This is a genomic window from Pseudomonas sp. NFX98, from assembly GCF_047784845.1.
In the GTDB taxonomy this organism is placed as follows: Bacteria; Pseudomonadota; Gammaproteobacteria; order Pseudomonadales; family Pseudomonadaceae; genus Aquipseudomonas.
Window position 1 is genome coordinate 201,907 of sequence record NZ_JBLNNF010000008.1, and the last position, 21,804, is coordinate 223,710.

At 58.5% G+C, this 21,804-nt stretch carries 17 protein-coding genes; all 17 read right to left on the reverse strand.

What is annotated here, in order from left to right; translation table 11 throughout:
- Window positions 1-147: 147 nt before the first annotated feature.
- Window positions 148-1,437, reverse strand: a complete 1,290-nt coding sequence (eno, locus tag ACM110_RS13065) for a phosphopyruvate hydratase (RefSeq protein WP_053159569.1) — start codon at window positions 1,435-1,437, stop codon at window positions 148-150.
- A gap of 156 nt (window positions 1,438-1,593) precedes the next feature.
- A complete protein-coding gene (gene kdsA / locus ACM110_RS13070; RefSeq protein ID WP_084322286.1) occupies window positions 1,594-2,439 on the reverse strand; it encodes a 3-deoxy-8-phosphooctulonate synthase in 846 nt (281 codons plus the stop codon).
- Window positions 2,440-2,444: 5 nt separating this feature from the next.
- Window positions 2,445-4,076, reverse strand: coding sequence for a CTP synthase (locus ACM110_RS13075; RefSeq protein WP_416128083.1), 1,632 nt, complete (start codon window positions 4,074-4,076; stop codon window positions 2,445-2,447).
- A 274-nt stretch (window positions 4,077-4,350) separates the two neighbouring features.
- Window positions 4,351-5,679, reverse strand: coding sequence for a tRNA lysidine(34) synthetase TilS (gene tilS, locus ACM110_RS13080; RefSeq protein WP_416128084.1), 1,329 nt, complete (start codon window positions 5,677-5,679; stop codon window positions 4,351-4,353).
- A 131-nt stretch (window positions 5,680-5,810) separates the two neighbouring features.
- On the reverse strand, window positions 5,811-6,758 hold the full coding sequence (locus tag ACM110_RS13085) for an acetyl-CoA carboxylase carboxyltransferase subunit alpha (RefSeq protein ID WP_338585043.1): 948 nt from the start codon (window positions 6,756-6,758) through the stop codon (window positions 5,811-5,813).
- Between the two features lie 140 nt (window positions 6,759-6,898).
- The gene (dnaE, locus tag ACM110_RS13090) at window positions 6,899-10,420 is read right to left on the reverse strand and encodes a DNA polymerase III subunit alpha (RefSeq protein ID WP_416128085.1); all 3,522 of its coding nucleotides are present in this window, start codon (window positions 10,418-10,420) and stop codon (window positions 6,899-6,901) included.
- Window positions 10,421-10,497: 77 nt separating this feature from the next.
- Complete coding sequence (rnhB, locus tag ACM110_RS13095) at window positions 10,498-11,124, reverse strand: ribonuclease HII (protein WP_416128142.1); 627 nt, start codon at window positions 11,122-11,124, stop codon at window positions 10,498-10,500.
- Window positions 11,125-11,135: 11 nt separating this feature from the next.
- The gene (lpxB, locus tag ACM110_RS13100; RefSeq protein WP_416128086.1) at window positions 11,136-12,266 is read right to left on the reverse strand and encodes a lipid-A-disaccharide synthase; all 1,131 of its coding nucleotides are present in this window, start codon (window positions 12,264-12,266) and stop codon (window positions 11,136-11,138) included.
- A 2-nt stretch (window positions 12,267-12,268) separates the two neighbouring features.
- On the reverse strand, window positions 12,269-13,045 hold the full coding sequence (lpxA, locus tag ACM110_RS13105) for an acyl-ACP--UDP-N-acetylglucosamine O-acyltransferase (protein WP_416128087.1): 777 nt from the start codon (window positions 13,043-13,045) through the stop codon (window positions 12,269-12,271).
- A complete protein-coding gene (gene fabZ / locus ACM110_RS13110) occupies window positions 13,042-13,482 on the reverse strand; it encodes a 3-hydroxyacyl-ACP dehydratase FabZ (protein WP_007907157.1) in 441 nt (146 codons plus the stop codon). The genes lpxA and fabZ overlap by 4 nt, the downstream gene beginning before the upstream one ends.
- Before the next feature lie 106 nt (window positions 13,483-13,588).
- Window positions 13,589-14,644: a UDP-3-O-(3-hydroxymyristoyl)glucosamine N-acyltransferase gene (gene lpxD, locus ACM110_RS13115; protein WP_416128088.1), complete on the reverse strand. Its 1,056-nt coding sequence runs from the start codon at window positions 14,642-14,644 to the stop codon at window positions 13,589-13,591.
- 3 nt (window positions 14,645-14,647) lie between these two features.
- Window positions 14,648-15,151 (reverse strand): OmpH family outer membrane protein, encoded by a 504-nt coding sequence (locus ACM110_RS13120; protein ID WP_007990260.1) that lies wholly within the window; start codon window positions 15,149-15,151, stop codon window positions 14,648-14,650.
- A gap of 44 nt (window positions 15,152-15,195) precedes the next feature.
- A complete protein-coding gene (gene bamA, locus ACM110_RS13125; protein ID WP_338585038.1) occupies window positions 15,196-17,571 on the reverse strand; it encodes an outer membrane protein assembly factor BamA in 2,376 nt (791 codons plus the stop codon).
- A gap of 74 nt (window positions 17,572-17,645) precedes the next feature.
- The gene (rseP, locus tag ACM110_RS13130; RefSeq protein WP_416128089.1) at window positions 17,646-18,998 is read right to left on the reverse strand and encodes a sigma E protease regulator RseP; all 1,353 of its coding nucleotides are present in this window, start codon (window positions 18,996-18,998) and stop codon (window positions 17,646-17,648) included.
- A gap of 53 nt (window positions 18,999-19,051) precedes the next feature.
- Window positions 19,052-20,242 (reverse strand): 1-deoxy-D-xylulose-5-phosphate reductoisomerase, encoded by a 1,191-nt coding sequence (gene ispC / locus ACM110_RS13135; protein ID WP_416128090.1) that lies wholly within the window; start codon window positions 20,240-20,242, stop codon window positions 19,052-19,054.
- Window positions 20,239-21,045 carry a phosphatidate cytidylyltransferase gene (locus tag ACM110_RS13140; RefSeq protein ID WP_416128091.1) on the reverse strand — a complete coding sequence of 269 codons (807 nt, stop codon included), beginning with the start codon at window positions 21,043-21,045 and terminating at the stop codon, window positions 20,239-20,241. Before ACM110_RS13140 ends, ispC begins: the two co-directional genes overlap by 4 nt.
- The gene (gene uppS, locus ACM110_RS13145; RefSeq protein ID WP_338585034.1) at window positions 21,045-21,800 is read right to left on the reverse strand and encodes a polyprenyl diphosphate synthase; all 756 of its coding nucleotides are present in this window, start codon (window positions 21,798-21,800) and stop codon (window positions 21,045-21,047) included. Before uppS ends, ACM110_RS13140 begins: the two co-directional genes overlap by 1 nt.
- Window positions 21,801-21,804: the final 4 nt, after the last annotated feature.

The following is a 21,804-nucleotide window of genomic DNA, read 5'->3' on the forward strand; positions in this document are numbered from 1 at the left end:
AGACAGCCATACCAAAACATGAAGCTACTGATAGCACGAAGCCTGGAAGAACCAGGCTTGTGCTGATAAGGCATCAGATTAGTGGCAAAAACGTCGCTGTAGCGATTTTTCCGACACAATCCGCTGACTTTTTTACCTAGTACTCAATTAACCGCGGAATTCGCTGCGGCCGTTGTACTTGGCTTTACCGTTCAACTGCTCTTCGATACGCAGCAGTTGGTTGTACTTGGAGACGCGATCGGAACGGCACAGGGAACCGGTCTTGATCTGGCCAGCCGAGGTACCCACAGCCAGGTCGGCAATGGTCGAATCTTCGGTTTCGCCCGAGCGGTGCGAGATCACGGCGGTGTAACCGGCAGCCTTGGCCATCTGGATGGCTTCCAGGGTTTCGGTCAGGGTGCCGATCTGGTTGAACTTGATCAGGATCGAGTTGGCGATCTTTTTATCGATGCCTTCTTTCAGGATCTTGGTGTTGGTCACGAACAGGTCGTCACCTACCAGCTGAGTCTTCTCGCCGATCTTGTCGGTGAGGATTTTCCAGCCAGCCCAGTCGGACTCGTCCAGGCCATCTTCGATGGAGATGATCGGGTAACGCTCGGTCAGGCCTTTCAGGTAATCAGCGAAACCTTCAGCGGTGAACACCTGGCCTTCGCCGGACAGGTTGTACTTGCCGTCTTCGTAGAATTCGCTGGCCGCGCAGTCCAGAGCCAGAGTTACGTCGGTGCCGAGTTTGTAGCCAGCGTTGGCCACGGCTTCGGAGATCACTTTCAGTGCGTCTTCGTTGGACGCCAGGTTCGGCGCGAAACCACCTTCGTCACCGACGGCGGTGCTCAGGCCACGGGCCTTCAGCACAGCTTTGAGGTGGTGGAAAATTTCGGTGCCCATGCGCAGGCCTTCCGAGAAAGACTTGGCGCCAACCGGCTGAACCATGAATTCCTGAATGTCGACGTTATTGTCGGCGTGCTCGCCACCGTTGATGATGTTCATCATCGGAACCGGCATCGAGTAAACACCCGGAGTGCCGTTCAGGTTGGCGATGTGAGCGTACAGCGGCAGGTCCTGGTCCTGTGCTGCTGCCTTGGCCGCGGCCAGGGAAACGGCGAGGATCGCGTTGGCGCCCAGGGAGCCTTTGTTTTCAGTACCGTCGAGCTTGATCATCGCCAGATCGAGGGCTTTCTGGTCGCTTGGATCAGTGCCTTTCAACAGGTCGCGGATCGGACCGTTGATGTTGGCTACAGCTTTGAGTACGCCCTTGCCCAGGTAACGGCTCTTGTCGCCATCACGCAGCTCGAGCGCTTCACGCGAGCCAGTGGAAGCACCGGACGGCGCGCAAGCGCTGCCGATGATGCCGTTATCGAGAAGCACATCCGCTTCCACGGTGGGGTTGCCACGGGAGTCGAGAACTTCACGACCTTTGATGTCGACGATTTTAGCCATTGTTGTAAACACTCCAAAGTTGACGAAAACGACGCAGCTGTAGGAAATCTTCAATCGTCGGCAAGCGAGGTGCAGCGGGCAGTCTTGCAGACGACAAGGCTCAGGCCCGAGGGCCTGAGCGATAAATCGTGCGGTACTTTACCGGAGAAATGAGGATTACGCGGTTTCTACCGTCGGAAAACTCTTCACCAGTTCGTCCAAAGCTTTGAGCTGGGCCAGGAATGGCTCCAGTTTGTCCAGACGCAAGGCACAAGGGCCGTCGCATTTGGCGTTGTCCGGGTCCGGGTGGGCTTCCAGGAACAGGCCGGCCAGAGACTGGCTCATGCCGGCTTTCGCCAAATCCAGGACCTGGGCACGACGGCCGCCGGCGGAGTCGGAACGACCGCCAGGCATTTGCAGTGCGTGGGTAACGTCGAAGAACACCGGGTATTCGAACTGCTTCATGATGCCGAAGCCGAGCATGTCGACGACCAGGTTGTTGTAGCCGAAGCTCGAACCGCGTTCGCAGAGGATCAACTGATCGTTACCCGCTTCCACGCACTTGTTCAGGATGTGTTTCATTTCCTGAGGCGCGAGGAACTGGGCTTTCTTGATGTTGATCACGGCACCGGTCTTGGCCATCGCGACCACGAGGTCGGTCTGGCGCGACAGGAAGGCCGGCAACTGGATGATGTCGCAGACTTCAGCGACGACCGCGGCCTGTTCAGGCTCGTGAACGTCGGTGATGATCGGCACGCCGAAGGCTTGCTTGATGTCCTGGAAAATCCGCATGCCCTCTTCCAGGCCGGGGCCACGGTAAGAGGTCACGGAGGAACGGTTGGCCTTGTCGAAGCTGGCCTTGAACACGTAAGGGATACCCAGTTTCTCGGTAACCTTTACGTACTCTTCGCAGACCTGCATCGCCATGTCGCGGCTTTCCAGCACGTTCATGCCACCAAAAAGCACCATTGGCTTGTCGTTGGCAATCTCGATATCGCCTACGCGGATGATCTTCTGCGCCATCAGGTTTACGCCTTCTTCTGGTGTTGAGCCAAAGCAGCTTTAACGAAACCGCTGAACAACGGGTGACCGTCGCGTGGCGTCGAAGTGAACTCCGGGTGGAACTGGCAAGCGACGAACCATGGATGATCCGGTGCTTCAACCACTTCAACCAGCGCGCCATCACCGGAACGACCGGAGATTTTCAGGCCGGCTTCGATGATTTGCGGCAGCAGGTTGTTGTTCACTTCGTAACGGTGACGGTGACGCTCGACGATCACGTCCTTGCCGTAGCAACCGTGAACCAGCGAACCCGGCTCCAGCAGACAATCCTGCGCGCCGAGGCGCATGGTGCCGCCCAGGTCGGAGGTTTCGGTACGGGTTTCGACGGCACCGGTGGCATCTTCCCACTCCGTGATCAGACCCACGACCGGATGACCGCTTGCACGATCGAACTCGGTGGAGTTGGCGTCTTTCCAGCCCATGACGTTACGAGCGAACTCGATCACGGCCACTTGCATGCCCAGGCAGATGCCCAAGTAAGGAACCTTGTTTTCGCGAGCATACTGGACGGCGGTGATCTTGCCTTCCACGCCACGCAGACCGAAGCCGCCAGGAACCAGAATCGCGTCGACGCCTTCCAGCAGCGCGGTGCCCTGGTTTTCGATGTCTTCGGAATCGATGTAGCGCAGGTTGACCTTGGTACGGTTGCTGATGCCGGCATGGCTCATCGCTTCGATCAGCGACTTGTAGGCGTCCAGCAGTTCCATGTACTTGCCGACCATGGCGATGGTGACTTCGTGCTCAGGGTTGAGCTTGGCGTCGACCACGGCTTCCCACTCGGACAGATCGGCACCGCCGCATTGCAGGCCGAAACGCTCGACGACGAAATCGTCCAGGCCCTGGGAGTGCAGGATGCCCGGAATCTTGTAGATGGTATCGGCGTCTTCCAGCGCGATCACCGCACGCTCTTCAACGTTGGTGAATTGCGCGATCTTGCGACGCGAAGACACATCGATCGGGTGATCGGAGCGGCATACCAGCACATCTGGCTGCAGGCCGATGGAACGCAGTTCCTTGACCGAGTGCTGGGTTGGCTTGGTTTTGGTTTCGCCGGCAGTGGCGATGTACGGCACCAGTGTCAGGTGCATCAGCATCGCGCGCTTGGCGCCGACTTCGAAACGCAACTGGCGGATGGCTTCGAGGAACGGTTGCGACTCGATGTCACCTACGGTGCCACCGATCTCGACCATTGCCACGTCGGCATCGCCTGCACCCTTGATAATGCGGCGCTTGATTTCGTCGGTGATGTGCGGAATGACCTGGATGGTTGCACCCAGGTAGTCACCACGGCGCTCTTTGCGCAGCACGTGCTCGTAGACACGGCCGGTGGTGAAGTTGTTGTTCTGGGTCATGGTCGTGCGGATGAACCGCTCGTAGTGGCCCAGGTCCAGGTCGGTCTCGGCGCCGTCGTGGGTGACGAACACTTCACCGTGCTGGAACGGGCTCATGGTGCCCGGGTCGACGTTGATGTACGGGTCCAGCTTCAGCATGGTGACCTTAAGTCCCCGCGCCTCCAGGATGGCCGCCAATGATGCCGATGCAATGCCTTTCCCCAATGAAGAAACAACACCGCCCGTGACGAATATGTAGCGCGTCATGAAAAACCCTAGAAGTCTGCGTTAAAGCGGTCCGAGCCGCCGGGGAAAGCGAAGGAAGGCCGAAGCCCCCGATCACCTGCATTAATCACAGTGCACCTTTCAAAAAAACCGCCGCGTTGGGACAGACCGGAAGATGAAACACCGGTACGTTGCTCGCTACACATTTTTTGGAATCGCCCAGCAAAGACTGCTTGGTAATCGGCAACTCCTGCAATTCAGGCGAATCCACAGAAGTTGTATCAAGAAGGGAGCGTAGTCTACCGGAAAGCCCCTTTCAGCTCAAACCTTGATCTTCGTTCAGTGGCTGCCAATGCAGATTCCAGTCACCCGCCGCACCGCCATCCAGCCCCTGAAGGTTCGGCACCGCCAGTAATTGCTCGCCTTTGAACAGTAGCGGCAATCTGCCGCGCACGAATTGCGGCACACCACGTTCGTTGAGCAAACGCTTCAAGTCACGATGACCACGGTCCGATAACGCCATGACCTCACCTCCTTCACGATAGCGGATCTGCAACGGACCATCGGGGATTTGCCCGGTCAGCGAGATAACGCCGTTATCGGGCAACGCCAGAGGCAGCGCGGGGTCGGGCCATGTTCCTGCGATGGGCAAGGGCTTCAGCCAGCCACCGGATAACCACCAGATTCGCCCACCCGCCCGATGCAATTCGCCATCCGCCAAGCGCCAGATCGGACGTGCATCGCCGGTGGCATCGCGCAAATCTTGCCAACCCGACCAGTGGTCACTGTCCGGTAGTCGAGTCCGCGACTCAAGCCAGTGACTGAGCGCATTGCGCTGACGTGCAGCTGAAAGCTTTTCCAGCGCAGCCAGTTCCAGGGACGGCAAGCCCAGCCAATCGAAATCACTTGGCGTGCTCGCCTGGCTCAAGTCGATTTGCGCAAGATCACCGAGCAATCCCTGCGCCTCGCTCAGATGCCCGGCGCTGCGCGCCATCGTCGCCATCGCCTGTGGCCAGCGCTCGGACAGCACCGGGAACACCTGATGGCGCAGATAGTTGCGCGAGTACTGTCGATCCTGATTGGAAGGGTCCTCGATCCAGCTCAGCTGATGCTCTGCCGCATAGGCCTCCAGTTCGGCACGAGTAGCATCGAGCAAGGGTCGCAGCAGATACCCTCTTCCCAACGGTCGCTGGCGCGGCATTCCCGACAGCCCTCTCACTCCGGCCCCGCGCAACAGACGGAACAGCAACGTTTCCGCCTGATCGTCGCGGTGTTGCGCGGTCAGCAGCACTTCATTGGTTTGAGTGACCTGATTGAAGGCGGCATAGCGCGCCTCCCGGGCCGCATGCTCAAGGCTGGCGCCGGGCTGGACCTGCACGCGAACCACCCGCAGCGGAACGCCCAGCGCCTCACATTGCGCTCGACAATGGTCTGGCCACGCGTCGGCCGCGGCCTGAAGACCGTGATGGACATGAATGGCGCTCAGCGCCGGCAGGGATTGTTTTTTTGCGAGGTGAGCAAGAAGGTGCAGCAGGACGGTGGAGTCGAGTCCGCCGGAGAAGGCGATGTGCCAAGCGGAGGCGTCGCGCCAAGGCTCAAGAGTTAGCAAAAGCCGGGAAGGCAGATCACTCTTCGAAGAATTCATAGAGATTGATCGCTTCTCATAGATCCCTGTAGGAGCTGCCGAAGGCTGCGATCTTTTGACTTTGATTCTAAAAAAACAAGATCAAAAGATCGCAGCCTTCGGCAGCTCCTACAAGGGTGCCGCGAGGTCAGTTAGAGACCGTAGCTCATCAGGCGCTCGTAACGACGGTCCAGCAGCGCCTTGTTGTCGAACTTCTTGAGCATCGCCAGTTGCGAGCTCAGCTCGGCACGGATCGAAGCCGCCGCAGTAGCTGGATCACGGTGGGCGCCGCCCAAAGGCTCGCCGATCACTTTGTCGACGATGCCCAGGCCTTTCAGACGCTCGGCCGTGATGCCCATGGCTTCAGCGGCGTCCGGTGCTTTCTCGGCGGTTTTCCACAGGATCGAAGCGCAACCTTCCGGCGAGATCACCGCGTAGGTCGAGTACTGCAGCATGTTCAGCTGATCGCAAACGCCGATTGCCAGTGCGCCACCGGAACCACCTTCACCGATCACGGTGGCGATGATTGGGGTTTTCAGGCGAGCCATGACACGCAGGTTCCAGGCGATCGCTTCGCTCTGGTTGCGCTCTTCAGCGTCGATGCCTGGGTATGCACCCGGAGTGTCGATGAAGGTCAGGATCGGCATCTTGAAGCGTTCGGCCATTTCCATCAGGCGGCAAGCCTTGCGGTAGCCTTCCGGACGCGGCATGCCGAAGTTGCGGCGAACCTTCTCGCGCACTTCACGGCCCTTCTGATGACCGATGATCATCACCGGCTGGTCGTCCAGGCGGGCGATGCCGCCGACGATGGCAGCGTCGTCGGAGAAGTGACGGTCACCGTGCAATTCATCGAACTCGGTGAAGATGTGTTCGATGTAGTCCAGGGTATACGGACGCTTCGGGTGACGCGCCAGACGTGCGATCTGCCAGCTGGTCAGCTTGCCGAAGATGTCTTCGGTCAGCGTTTTGCTCTTGTCCTGCAGGCGGGAGATCTCATCGCCGATATTCAGCGAATTGTCATTACCGACCAAGCGCAACTCTTCGATCTTGGCTTGCAGGTCGGCGATCGGCTGTTCGAAATCTAGAAAATTCGGGTTCATAGGCGTCCGTCTTGGGTCGAGTCCCAAGTGATCTTGGGCCGGCCGGTTGTCTATTCGCGCCCTACCTTAAGGGAGAGGCGCGTTCAGGTCGAGATTAAAAATTCTGGTCAAGTTCAGGATACGTAATGGCACCCTGACCGTTAACGGTATTGGAGGAAGACGTTGTCTCGCCCGAACTGGTCACGCAGGGCTTGAATCAATGCATCCGCCGGATCGATTCGCCAGCCTTCGCCGAACTGCAGCAAGGCCTTCGCGTCAGGGCTGGTGTAGTCCATGGTGATCGGACACGCACCGCGATGGCGCTTCAACAACTCACCCAGCCAGCGTAGCTGATCGCCCTTGAGGTCCTTGGCGTGCAGCTTCAAACGCAGGCTCTCCGCCAGGTTGGTGCGCGCATCTTCCATGCTCATCACCCGCTTGACCCGCAATTTCAGGCCACCGGAGAAGTCATCGTTGCTGACCTCACCTTCGACCACCACCATCGCGTCGGTCTGCAACAGTGACTGCGCAGCATGGAACGACTCCGAAAACAGCGAAGCCTCGATCCGTCCAGAGCGGTCGTCAAGGGTGATGAACCCCATCTTGTCGCCCTTTTTGTTCTTCATTACCCGCAAGGCGATGATCATGCCGGCGACCGTCTGGGTATCGCGTGCCGGTTTCAGATCAATGATTCGCTGGCGGGCAAAACGACGGATTTCACCTTCGTATTCGTCGATCGGGTGACCGGTCAGGTACAGGCCGAGGGTGTCTTTCTCGCCTTTCAGGCGTTCCTTGAGAGTCAGTTCCTTGGCCTTGCGATGATTGGCGTAGACGTCGGCGTCTTCTTCGACAAACAGGCCGCCAAACAGGTCAGAGTGACCGCTGTCCTGGGTACGCGCAGTTTGTTCGGCGGCCTTGATCGCTTCTTCCATGGCCGTCAGCAGCACCGCGCGATTGCGGTCGATGTTGGCCTGATAGGCTTTTTGCTCATCATGGAAATACGGGCCAAGACGATCCAGTGCACCGCTTCGAATCAAGCCGTCGAGGGTACGCTTGTTGATGCGTTTGAGGTCGACCCGGGCGCAGAAGTCGAACAGATCCTTGAACGGACCGTGCTGACGCGCTTCGGTAATTGCCTCCACCGGACCTTCACCGACACCCTTGATCGCGCCCAGACCATAAATGATCCGGCCTTCGTCGTTCACCGTGAACTTGAACTCCGAGGTGTTCACGTCCGGCGCGTCGAGGCGCAGCTTCATGGTCCGCACTTCTTCGATCAAGGTCACGACCTTGTCGGTGTTGTGCATGTCCGCCGACAGTACCGCCGCCATGAACGGAGCCGGGTAATGCGTTTTCAGCCATGCGGTCTGGTACGACACCAGGCCGTAGGCGGCGGAGTGGGATTTGTTGAAGCCGTAACCGGCGAACTTTTCCACCAGGTCGAAAATGTTACCGGCGAGGTCAGCGTCGATATTGTTGGTGGCGCAACCTTCAATGAAACCGCCGCGTTGCTTGGCCATTTCCTCGGGCTTTTTCTTACCCATGGCTCGACGCAGCATGTCCGCACCGCCGAGTGTGTAGCCGGCCATGACCTGGGCAATCTGCATCACCTGTTCCTGATACAGGATGATGCCGTAAGTCGGCGCCAGTACTGGCTTGAGGCCTTCGTACTGGTAATCCGAGTGCGGATACGCCAGTTCGGCGCGACCGTGCTTACGGTTGATGAAGTCGTCCACCATGCCCGATTGCAACGGACCGGGACGGAACAGGGCTACCAGTGCGATCAAGTCTTCCAGGCAGTCGGGCTTGAGCTTTTTGATCAGCTCCTTCATGCCGCGCGATTCAAGCTGGAACACCGCCGTGGTTTCGGCTTTCTGCAGCAGCGTGTAGGTCGGTTTGTCGTCCAGCGGAATGAACGCGATATCCAGCGGCGGCTCGCTGACCTTGGCGCGGTCGCGGTTGATGGTTTTCAGCGCCCAGTCGATGATCGTCAGGGTCCGCAGACCGAGGAAGTCGAACTTCACCAGACCGGCGGCTTCAACGTCGTCCTTGTCGAACTGGGTTACCAGGCCGTCGCCGGCCTCGTCGCAATAGATCGGCGAGAAGTCGGTCAGCTTGGTCGGTGCGATCACCACGCCACCGGCGTGCTTGCCGACGTTACGCACAACGCCTTCAAGCTTGCGCGCCATCTCCCAGATTTCCGCAGCCTCTTCATCGACCTTGATGAAGTCACGCAGGATTTCTTCCTGTTCGTAAGCTTTTTCCAGGGTCATGCCGACTTCGAACGGAATCATCTTCGACAGACGATCCGCCAGACCATAGGACTTGCCCTGCACCCGCGCCACGTCGCGGACCACAGCTTTTGCCGCCATGGAACCGAAGGTGATGATCTGGCTTACCGCGTTGCGGCCGTATTTTTCGGCCACGTAGTCGATCACGCGGTCGCGACCATCCATGCAGAAGTCGACGTCGAAGTCGGGCATGGAGACCCGTTCCGGGTTGAGGAAACGTTCGAACAGCAGGTCATATTCCAGTGGGTCAAGGTCAGTGATCTTCTGGACGTAAGCCACCAGCGATCCGGCACCCGACCCACGGCCTGGACCTACCGGCACGCCGTTGCTCTTGGCCCACTGGATAAAGTCCATCACGATCAGGAAGTAACCGGGGAAGCCCATCTGGATGATGATATCCAGTTCGAAATTCAGCCGGTCGACGTAGACCTGACGCTTGGCCTCGTAGTCTTCGGTGGTGTCCTTGGGCAGCAGAACGCTAAGCCGCTCTTCCAGACCGTCGAACGACACCTTGCGGAAATACTCATCGATGGTCATGCCATCGGGAATCGGGAAGTTGGGCAGGAAGTGCGTGCCCAGCTTCACATCGATGTTGCAACGCTTGGCAATCTCGACGGTGTTTTCCAGCGCCTCGGGAATATCGCTGAACAGCTCAGCCATTTCCTCGGCGCTTTTGAGATATTGCTGGTCGCTGTAATTCTTCGAACGCCGCGGATCGTCGAGCGCACGGCCCTCACCGATACAGACGCGGGTTTCGTGGGCAGCGAAATCTTCCTGCTTGATGAAACGCACATCGTTGGTCGCGACCAGCGGCGCACCGATCTTCTCGGCCAGGGCCACGGCGCCGTGCAGTTGTTCTTCATCGTTGGGACGATTGGTGCGCTGGATTTCCAGATAGAACCGGTCCCCGAACACCGCCATCCACTCGCGCGCCAGAGTTTCGGCTTCGTCCGGATTGCCACTGAGCATGGCCTGGCCGATTTCGCCTTCTTTGGCCGCCGACAACATGATCAAGCCAGCGTTGGCTTCGGCCACCCACTCGCGCTCGATGATGATCGAGCCATTGCGCTGGCCGTCGATGAAGCCACGAGAAATCAGCTCGGTGAGGTTGCGATAACCCGCGGCGTTCATCACCAGCAAGCTGATGCGGCTCAGCGGGTTATCCGGATCCTTGTTCGACAGCCACAGGTCGGCGCCACAGATCGGCTTGATCCCGGCGCCCATGGCGTTTTTATAGAATTTGACCAGGGAGCACATGTTGTTCTGATCGGTGACCGCCACGGCAGGCATGTTCATGCCGACCAGGGTCTTGACCAGCGGTTTGATCCGCACCAGACCGTCGACCAGGGAGTACTCAGTGTGCAGGCGTAGGTGAACGAATGAAGCCGGCATAGTGATCCTGTCTGTGAACGTGAAAACAACAAAGCCCGGATTGTACCGGGCCTTGGTAGAAAAAATCAGCCTTGCGACTAGCTCTCTATGACGATTTCCAACGCTTCATAGGCCATGCGCACCGGAGCGAACGAACGCCGATGAATCGGTGTTGGGCCAAGACGCGCGAGCGCCTCCAGATGAACGGGAGTCGGGTAGCCTTTATGACCGCCGATGCCGTAACCCGGATAAATCAATTCGAAGGCGGCCATTTCGCGATCGCGGCTGACCTTCGCCAAAATCGATGCCGCCGCAATGGCCGGAACCTTGCCATCGCCTTGCACTACCGCTTCGGCGCGCATAGGCAGTTTCGGGCAACGGTTACCGTCGATCATTGCCAGTTTTGGCTGGATGTGTAGCCCGGCAACGGCTCGCTGCATGGCCAGCATGGTGGCGTGCAGGATATTCAACTCGTCGATTTCTTCGACTTCAGCGCGGGCGATGCACCAGCTCAGGGCTTTTTCGCAGATCTCGTCGTACAGCTTTTCGCGCCGGGCTTCGGTGAGTTTCTTCGAATCGTTCAGGCCCAGAATCGGACGGTCAGGATCGAGAATCACCGCCGCCGTCACCACGGCACCGCAGAGCGGACCGCGCCCGACTTCATCGACGCCGGCAACCAAATCTTCAACTTCAGCGACCAAGGTGAAATCCAGTCCCATCTGCATGCTTGTCTTACTCATTGTACTTGGCCGATCAGATTGAGCACTGCATCAGCAGCCTGGTTGGAGGCATCCAGACGAAGGGTGCGGTGAATTTCATCGAAGCCACGGGTCTGCTCTTCGCCACCCTCGATGAGCGGCGACAAAGTCTGGGCCAGGGCTTCGACCGTCGCATCGTCCTGCAGCAACTCGGGCACCAGCAGGCGCTGGGCCAGCAAATTCGGCAAGGAGACGTAGGGGCTTTTCACCATGCGCTTGAGAATCCAGAACGTCAGCGGTGCCAAACGATAAGCCACCACCATCGGTCGCTTGTACAACAGCGCCTCAAGCGTTGCTGTACCGGAGGCAATCAGCACGGCGTTACATGCCGCCAATGCCAGATGGGACTTGCCGTCGAGCAAGGTCAGCGGTAGATCGCGACCGGCCAACAGTTCTTCAAGTTGCGCCCGGCGCTGTGGGTTGGCGCAAGGCACTACAAAACGCACACCGGGGCGCAGTGCCCGCAGGCGTTGGGCCGTATCGAGAAACAATGCTCCGAGACGGCCCACTTCGCCGCCACGACTGCCGGGCATCAGCGCAACCAATGGCCCGTCAGGCAGTCCCAGTTCGGCCCGCGCAGCAGCTCGGTCGGCTTCGAGCGGAATGGCATCGGCCAAGGTGTGCCCGACAAACCGTACCGGCACGCCCTTCTCTTCGTAGAATTTGGCTTCGAACGGAAACAGGGTCAGCATCAGATCGCAACCCTCGCGAATCTTCAGCACCCGCTTCTGCCGCCAGGCCCAGACCGAAGGGCTGACGTAATGCACAGTCTTGATCCCGGCCTGACGCAACTTGAGTTCGATATTGAGGTTGAAGTCCGGGGCATCGATACCGATGAACACGTCCGGCTTCGCAGCGATCAGGTCGGCGACCAGCTTCTTGCGGCGTGCCAGCAGCTCGCGCAACCGGCCAAGCACTTCCACCAGACCCATGACCGACAGGCGTTCCATAGGGAAGTACGAGGTCAGGCCCTCGGCCTGCATCAACGGCCCACCGACACCTATGAATTCGACTGCCGGGTGGCGAGCCTTGAGCGCACGCATGAGACCCGCGCCAAGAATGTCGCCGGAAGCCTCACCCGCTACCAGCGCAATACGCAGATTAGCCATGATTAGCGGGTGATGCCGCGGGTCGAAGACTGGATGGAGTCACGGAACACCGCAACTTCCGGGAACTGGATCGACGATTCGGACAGCTCGGTGAGTGCCTGCTCGACTGTCAGGCCCTGGCGATAGACCACCTTATAGGCGCGACGCAGAGCGTGGATCGCATCTTCGCTGAAACCGCGACGGCGCATGCCTTCGAAGTTCATGCTGCGAGCCTCGGCAGGGTTGCCGAATACCGTGACGTACGCAGGAACATCCTTGCCGATGGCGGTCCCCATGCCGGAAAAGCTGTGGGCACCGATGTGGCAATACTGGTGAACCAGGGTAAATCCGGAGAGGATCGCCCAGTCTTCCACATGCACGTGACCAGCCAACGCAGTGTTGTTGACCAGGATGCAGTGGTTGCCGATAACGCTGTCGTGACCAATGTGCGCGTAGGCCATGATCAGGTTGTGATCGCCCAGGGTCGTTTCCGAACGATCCTGAATGGTCCCACGGTGAATCGTCACGCCTTCACGGATGACGTTGTGGTCACCGATCACCAGGCGCGTTTCTTCGCCTTTGTATTTCAGATCCGGCGTGTCCTCACCTACCGAGGAGAACTGGTAGATGCGGTTATGCTTACCGATTCGGGTCGGGCCCTTGAGGATCACGTGAGGCCCGATGACGGTTCCCTCGCCGATTTCCACACCTGCACCGATGATCGACCACGGCCCGACCTCGACACCGTCGGCCAGTACGGCCGTCGGATCGATGATTGCGCGAGGGTCAATCAAACTCATAGTTTGCGTTCCGCGCAGATGATTTCAGCGGAGCAGACCGGCTTGCCATCGACCGAAGCCTGACACTCGAACTTCCAGATCTGACGCTTGCAGCTGAGGAACTTGGCTTCGAGGATCAACTGGTCGCCCGGCAGCACAGGCTGGCGGAAGCGTAGCTTGTCGGAGCCGACGAAGTAGTAAAGCGTGCCATCGGCCGGCTTCACGTCGAGCATTTTGAAACCAAGGATCCCGGCAGCCTGAGCCATCGCCTCGATGATCAGTACGCCCGGCATGATTGGATGCGCGGGAAAGTGACCATTGAAGAACGGTTCGTTGATGCTGACATTCTTGTAGGCGCGAATGCGCTTGCCTTCCACATCCAGATCCACGACCCGGTCCACCAGCAGGAACGGGTAACGGTGAGGCAGGTATTCGCGAATCTCGTTGATGTCCATCATTTCGGGGGGAAGCCTATGTAAAGATTGGGAGCGCGACTGACGTGCACTCCTCTAGCAAATCAAGGGCGCAGTTTAGCGACTGTGCACACTTGATATGGAAATGGTATCAGCCATCTGATGAAGCATTACCGCCAGGGGTCACTTCCCCTGCTTGCTTTTCCAGCTGTCGCAAACGCCGCGCGATGTCATCGAGCTGACGAATACGTGCCGCGCTTTTGCGCCACTCGGCTGCCGGCTGCATCGCCGTACCGGAAGAATACGCGCCCGGCTCGGTGATCGAGTGGGTCACCATGGTCATCCCGGTGATGAAAACGTTGTCGCAAATATCGATATGCCCCACCAGCCCTACGCCACCGGCGAGCATGCAATGCTTGCCGATTTTGGTGCTGCCGGAAATACCCACGCACGCGGCCATGGCCGTGTGATCGCCCACCTGAACGTTGTGGGCAATCTGAATCTGGTTGTCGAGCTTAACGCCATTACCGATGATGGTATCGGCCAGCGCACCACGGTCGATGGCGGTATTCACGCCAATCTCCACGTCGTCACCTACCAGCACACCACCAATCTGGGCGATTTTCTGCCAGATACCTTTCTCGTTGGCAAAACCGAAGCCTTCGCCACCGAGCACGGCACCGGACTGAATCACCACCCGCTTGCCGACGCGAACGTCGTGATACAGGGTCACGCGCGGTGCGAGCCAGCCACCTTCGCCGATGACGCTACGGGCACCGATGAAGCAATGCGCACCTATGGTGGCACCTGCAGCAATATGCGCCCCGCTTTCGATAACCACAAAGGCACCGATACTTGCGGCCGGATCAACCACGGCGTCCGCCGCAATCACCGCCGTCGGATGCACACCGGCAGCCGCTTTGGGCTTGGGATCGAACAGGTGAGAAACACGAGCGTAAGCGGCGTACGGATCAGGTACCACCAGTGCATTGCCGGCAAAACCTTCAGCGTCAGCGGCCTTGAGCAACAAGGCTGCCGCCTGGCTGCCTGCCAGGAACTTGCGGTATTGGGGGTTTGCCAGAAAGCTCAACTGAGCTGGGCCAGCCTCCTGCAAGGTGGCTAGCCCAGTAATTGCTTTCTCCGGGTCGCCACGCAAGGTGGCGCCGAGGAACTCGGCCAATTGGCCGAGTTTAATGATCGCTGTCATGGATTACTTCAGCTGATTCATGCGCTCGATAACCTGGCGCGTGATGTCGTACTGAGGTTTGACATCAATCACTGCGCCACGCTCGAAGACCAGGTCAAAAGCACCTTTCTTGATGACTTCTTCCACAGCGCTATCCAGTTTCGGCTTGAGCTGCTTGAGCATTTCACGGTCGGCAACGGCTTTGGCTTCGTTCAGTTCCTTGGACTGGAACTGGAAGTCACGCGCCTTTTGCTTGAATTCAAGCTCCAGACGCTCACGCTCGCCTTGTTGCATTTTGTCGCCACCGGCCATCAGACGATCCTGAATACCCTTGGCGCTGCTTTCCAGAGTCTTGAGCTTGGTCAGTTGAGGACCGAACTTCTTCTCGGCATCCACGGCGTATTTCTTGGCCGCATCGGATTCCAGCAGAGCCATCTGATAGTTCAGAACGGCGATTTTCATGTCGGCAAATGCCGGACCTGCTACCAGTACGGAAGCCAGGAGAACCAATTGAGTCAACTTACGCACGATGCACCCCTAAAAATCCATTGTCGTTATCTTGGGTCAGACGCTTAGAACGTCTGGCCGAGGGAGAATTGGAACACTTGAGTTTCAGCGTCATCCGGTTTCTTGACCGGCATGGCCAGTGCGAAACTCAGAGGACCCAGTGCGGTGACCCAGGTCACACCCACACCGACGGAACTGGCCATATTGCTCAAGCTGATATCGTTGCACTTGGTGTTGGACTTCGTGCCATCGGCGTTTGTGGTATCCGAGCACGACGAGTCGAACACGTTACCCACATCCCAGAATACCGAGGTACGCAGGGAACGCTGATCCTTCACGAACGGCAGTGGGAACAGAACTTCCACACCACCCTGGATCAGGACGTTACCGCCGAACGGCAGCGGATCCTGGTCCGGATCGACCGCAGTGCCAGGGTTTTTGCCGGTACTTGGCGTACTGCGAGGACCCAGGGTGCTGTCCTTGAAGCCGCGAACCGAGTTGAAACCACCAGCATAGTAGTTTTCATAGAATGGCAAGCCATCGGTCGAACCGTAGCCATCGCCGTAACCCAATTCGGTATGCAGGCGCATGGTGTAGTTGTCGCTCAACGGCTGGAACAACTGGCCACGGTAATCGAGCTTGAAGAACGACAGGTCGCTGCCCGGCGTCGTGGTTTCCAGCACGAGGCTCTGGGAATGACCACGCGTCGCGAGCACGCCTTTGTTCAAGGTGGACTCGGACCAACCGGCGGAAGCCTTGAAGTTCAGGTACTTGTCGCCTTCCTTGTCAACGAAGTCGAAGATCTCGTCAACGGTGTAGACACCGGTCTTGATCTCGTCCTGCTGAGCCGTCAGGCCGAAGGTCAGACGCGAAGTCTCGCTGATCGGATAACCAACGCTAACGCCCGCACCCAGACTGTCTACGGAGTAACTTGCTACGTCGACGTCGAGGTCATCGTAGTCGGTGGTGCGGTAGAACGCGTTGTAACCCAGGCTCACGCCGTCAGCAGTCCAGTAGGGGTCGACATAACCGAAGTTATAGCGGCTCTGGTATTCGCTTCGGGTCAAGCCGATGCTGACCTTGTTACCGGTACCGAGGAAGTTGTTCTGGGTGATCGAACCACCGAGGATCAGACCCGCGCTCTGGGCGAAACCGACGCTGGCGGTAATCGAACCGGAGGCTTGCTCTTCTACGCTGTAGTTCACATCGACCTGGTCATCAACGCCTGGCACCGCCGGCGTTTCAACGTTGACTTCCTTGAAGAAGCCCAGACGCTCCAGACGGGTCTTGGATTGGTCGATCAGGTAGGTCGAAGCCCAGCCGCCTTCCATCTGACGCATTTCACGACGCAGCACTTCGTCTTCGGACTTGGTGTTGCCACGGAAGTTGATGCGGTTCACGTAAGCACGCTTGCCCGGATCGACAGCGAAGGTGATGTCTACGGTGTGATCATCATCGTGCGGCTGTGGCACGCCGTTGACGTTGGCGAAGGTATAACCCTCGTTACCCAGACGACGGGTGATCAGCTCGGATGTGGTGGTCATCAACTTGCGCGAGAACACCTGGCCTTTTTGCACGAGGAGCAGTGACTTGACCTGGTCTTCAGGCACTTTCAGGTCGCCGCTCAGCTTCACATCACGAACGGTGTACTTGTCGCCTTCGTTGATGTTGACGGTGATATAGACGTGCTTCTTGTCCGGCGTGATCGACACCTGGGTCGAAGCGATATCCATGTTGATATAGCCACGATCCAGGTAGTAGGAACGCAGACGCTCCAGGTCACCGGAGAGTTTTTCACGGGCGTACTTGTCATCGTTCTTGAAGAACGACAGCCAGTTGGTGGTCTTGAGTTCGAACAGATCGATCAGGTCTTCATCCGGGAAGACGGTGTTGCCCACCACGTTGATGTGCTGGATAGCGGCAACGGTGCCTTCGTTGATGTTGACCTTCAAGCCAACGCGGTTACGCGGCTGCGGCACCACTTCGGTGTCGACGGTAGCCGAGTAGCGACCCTGGGCGACGTACTGGCGCTGCAGCTCGTTACGTACACCTTCGAGGGTGGCGCGCTGGAAGATTTCACCTTCGGCCAGACCGGACTGTTTGAGGCCTTTCATCAGGTCTTCAGTGGAGATCGCCTTGTTGCCTTCGATCTCGATACTGGCAACCGACGGACGCTCGACTACTGTAATAACCAGGACGTTGCCGTCGCGGCCCAGCTGGATATCTTGAAAGAACCCGGTTTTGAACAGCGCACGAGTGGATTCCACCAGGCGACGATCATCCGCCTGTTCGCCGACGTTCAACGGCAAAGCACCAAAGACGCTACCCGCGGAGACCCGCTGGAGGCCATTGACGCGAATATCAGAGATAGTGAAGGACTCGGCGTGAACTTCGGCGATCATCAATACGGTGAGAACCGCAGTTAGCAGCAGACGTTTCATGAAGTCCTTTCTTATTCCAACTGGCAATAAACAAACTGCCGCAAAATGCGGCAGATTCGCAATTCAGCGAAGTGTTACAGACGACCCAGATCGTTGACCAGAGCAAGCAACATCACTCCGACCACCAAACTGATACCGATCTGTATCCCCCAACCCTGCACCCGATCCGACAAGGGACGACCACGCGCCCACTCAATCAGATAAAACAACAAATGCCCCCCATCCAGCACAGGAATGGGCAGCAAATTCAGAACCCCCAGGCTAATACTCAGATAAGCAAGGAAATTCAGGAAATCAGCGACACCCGACTGGGCCGAAGCGCCCGCCACTTTAGCAATGGTTATCGGTCCACTCAAGTTTTTTACCGAGAGCTCGCCGAACAACATTTTCTTGAGTGAATCGAGGGTCAGCACGCTCATGGTCCAGGTGCGTCGAGCCCCCTCTCCAATCGCGGCCAAAGGACCGTAACTGACCTCGCGAATCATCTCAGGTGGCCAGTCGACCGCCTTTACTCCCGCCCCCAGATAACCGCTTGGCGACTTCTTTTCGCCGCGAGCAGCCAACATGACCGGGACGTCGATTTGAGCACCGTCGCGCTCGACCCGCAGCATGATTTTGGTATCAGGATGCATACGAACGGTATCGACCACTTGCTGCCAGTCATCCAGCGACTTGCCATCAAGCGCCAACAGGCGATCACCGGTCTTCAGGCCGGCAGCCTGCGCCGGACCTTTCGGATCAAGCTCAGCCAGGACCGGCGGCAATGCCGGACGCCAAGGACGAATCCCCAGCGAACGAATCGGATCCGGCTCGTCAGCACCCTTGAGCCATTTATCCAGCGCCAGCTCACGTGGCGAATCGATCGTGGAGCCCTGCTCGCGGACCGAGACCTGCAGGGAACCACTCTCCCCAAGGCGACGCACCAGCTGCAAATTCACTGCAGCCCAACCGGAAGTCGGCTCGCCGTCGATGGAAATGACTTCCTGGCCCGCGCTCAAACCCGCCTTGGCGGCGATGCTACCGGACTCTACTGCGCCGATGACCGGGCGTACTTGCTCGCTGCCGAGCATGGCCACCACCCAGAAAAAACCCAGTGCCAACAAAAAGTTGGCAATCGGTCCAGCCGCGACGATAGCGATGCGCTGACGAACGGATTTGCGATTGAAGGATTGTTCGAGCTGATCGGCCGGCACTTCGCCTTCACGCTCGTCGAGCATTTTTACGTAGCCGCCCAGCGGAATGGCGGCCAAGACAAACTCGGTGCCTTGCTTGTCGTGCCAGCGCAGCAGCGGCATGCCGAAGCCTACGGAGAAACGCAGCACCTTGACCCCACAGCGACGCGCGACCCAGAAGTGGCCGAACTCGTGGAAGGTAACCAGCACACCCAAAGCCACCAGGGTGCCGACAATCATATAGAGCGCGCTCATCTACTTTCTCCGCATTCCGATCCGGTGCTGCATGGGCCAACGCATCGCAGCACTTACCGCCCGTGACGACTCAACCATTGCTCGGCCAGCACACGCGCCTTCGCGTCCGCCGTGAACACTGCCTCAAGATCATCCACTGCTACCACAGGCTCAAGATTCAATGTTTCCTCGATGATACTCGCGATTTCCGGGTAACGAACCCGTCCGTCGAGAAACGCCGCCACAGCGACCTCATTCGCCGCATTCAACATCGCTGGCGCGCTGTTACCCGCTTCGGCAGCCTGACGGGCCAGACGCAGACAAGGGAAACGCTCTTCGTCCGGCGCCTGGAAGTCCAGACGCGCGACGGCGAACAGGTCCAGCGGCGGTACACCCGAATCAATTCGCTCAGGCCACGCCAGCGCGTTGGCGATTGGCGTGCGCATGTCCGGATTGCCCAATTGAGCCAGGACCGAACCATCGATGTAATCAACCAGCGAATGAATCACGCTTTGTGGGTGAATCACCACTTCAACCTGGGAAGGCTTGGCATCAAACAGCCAGCAAGCCTCAATCAACTCAAGGCCCTTGTTCATCATGCTGGCCGAATCGACCGAAATCTTGCGCCCCATGGACCAATTCGGGTGAGCACAGGCCTGCTCAGGCGAAACATGCGCCAACTCCGCCATCGGCGTCTGTCGGAAGGGTCCGCCGGAGGCTGTGAGCAAAATCCGACGCACACCGACTGCGCCGAGACCACGAGCAAAATCCCGTGGCATGCACTGGAAGATCGCGTTGTGTTCACTATCGATCGGCAGCAGCACCGAACCGCTCTTGCGCACGGCCTGCATGAACAGTGCGCCGGACATGACCAACGCTTCCTTGTTGGCCAAGAGGATCTTCTTGCCCGCCTCCACGGCCGCCAGGGTCGGGCGCAAACCCGCCGCACCGACAATGGCCGCCATCACTGCATCGACTTCAGGGTCGGCGGCGACTTGACACAGACCTTCCTCACCCACCAGCACACGGGTCGAAAGCCCTGCGGCGCTCAATTCATCCTGCAAGGCACGGGCAGCGCCGGCTTCAGGCACAACAGCGAACCGTGGAACGTGACGCACACAAAGGGCCAGCAACTCACTCAAACGGGTAAAACCGCTCAAGGCAAAGACTTGATATCTATCCGGATGACGAGCGATGACATCGAGGGTGCTCAGACCAATCGAGCCGGTCGCGCCCAGAACGGTAATCTGCTGAGGGCGGCTCACGGTGCAGCCATCCACAACAGTACGGCAAATACCGGGATGGCGGCGGTCAGGCTATCGATGCGATCCAGCACGCCGCCGTGACCCGGCAGCAGATTGCTGCTGTCCTTGATCCCGGACTGGCGCTTGAACATGCTTTCAGTGAGATCGCCCACGACCGAGATAAACACAATCACAGCGGCGCAGATCAAACCCTTGAACAGCTCGGCAACCGTCCAGTCACGGAAGAACCCGACAAGCACGGTGATAACCAGACTCAAGGCCAGACCACCGTAAACGCCTTCCCAGCTCTTGCCGGGACTGACCAGCGGCGCCAGCTTGCGCTTGCCGAAGGCCCGACCGGAAAAGTACGCACCGATATCGGCGCCCCAGACCAGCACCATCACCGCCATGATCAGCCAGTTACCCAGCGGATATTTCTTGATCTCTACCAGGCCTTGCCAGGCCGGCAACAAAATCAGCAGGCCAATCACCAGCTTGCAGGCCGCACTGGCCCAATGCTCGCTGGAGCGTGGATACGTCAGCACCAGATAGGTCGCAATCCCCCACCAGATGACCGAAGCCCCCAGCACCCAAGGCGCAAGGCCGGGAAGGATATGCATGATCAACAGCATCAACGCCACGACAGCGGCATAGGCAATGCGCATTGGCTGGGCATCGAAGCCCGCCAGACGCGCCCACTCCCACGCACCGAGCGTCACGACCAACCCGATGAACAACGCAAAACCGATCCCCTCGAGCAGGAAAAACCCGCACAGGGCAATCGGCAGCAGGATCAGCGCAGTGATGATTCGTTGTTTAAGCATTAAACCCGGGCTCCAGCCTCGACCTGCTCGCTCGTTTTACCGAAGCGACGCTGGCGAGATGCGAAATCGGCCAGCGCGTTTCGCATGGCGTCGTGTTTGAAGTCCGGCCAGAACAGGTCGGAGAAGTACAATTCGGCATAAGCCAGTTGCCACAGCAGGAAGTTGCTGATGCGGTGCTCGCCACCGGTACGGATGCACAAATCCGGCAACGGCAGGTCGCCGGTGGCCAGGCAGGTTTGCAGCAAATCCGGTGTGATGTCTTCCGGACGCAAATGACCCGCCTGAACTTCCCGCGCCAAGCGCTGAGCGGCTTGCGCGATATCCCACTGACCGCCGTAATTGGCGGCGATCTGCAGGATGAAGCGATTGGAGCCGGCCGTCATGGCCTCGGCTTCACGCATGGCAGCCTGAAGCTCAGGATGAAAGCGTGAACGGTCGCCAATGATGCGCAAACTGATGTTGTTGTCATTCAGGCGCTTGGCTTCGCGACGCAACGCCTTGAAGAACAGGTCCATCAAGGCACTGACCTCATCGGCCGGGCGCTGCCAGTTTTCGCTGGAGAACGCGAACAGGGTCAGTACTTCGACCCCCGACTCAGCACACACCTCGATGACCGCACGAACCGCATCGACGCCCGCTTTATGCCCGGCGACACCCGGCATAAAGCGTTTTTTCGCCCAGCGATTATTACCATCCATGATGATCGCGACATGGCGCGGCACCGCGGACGGCGCGATCTGCTTGGTCTTTTCCATGAAA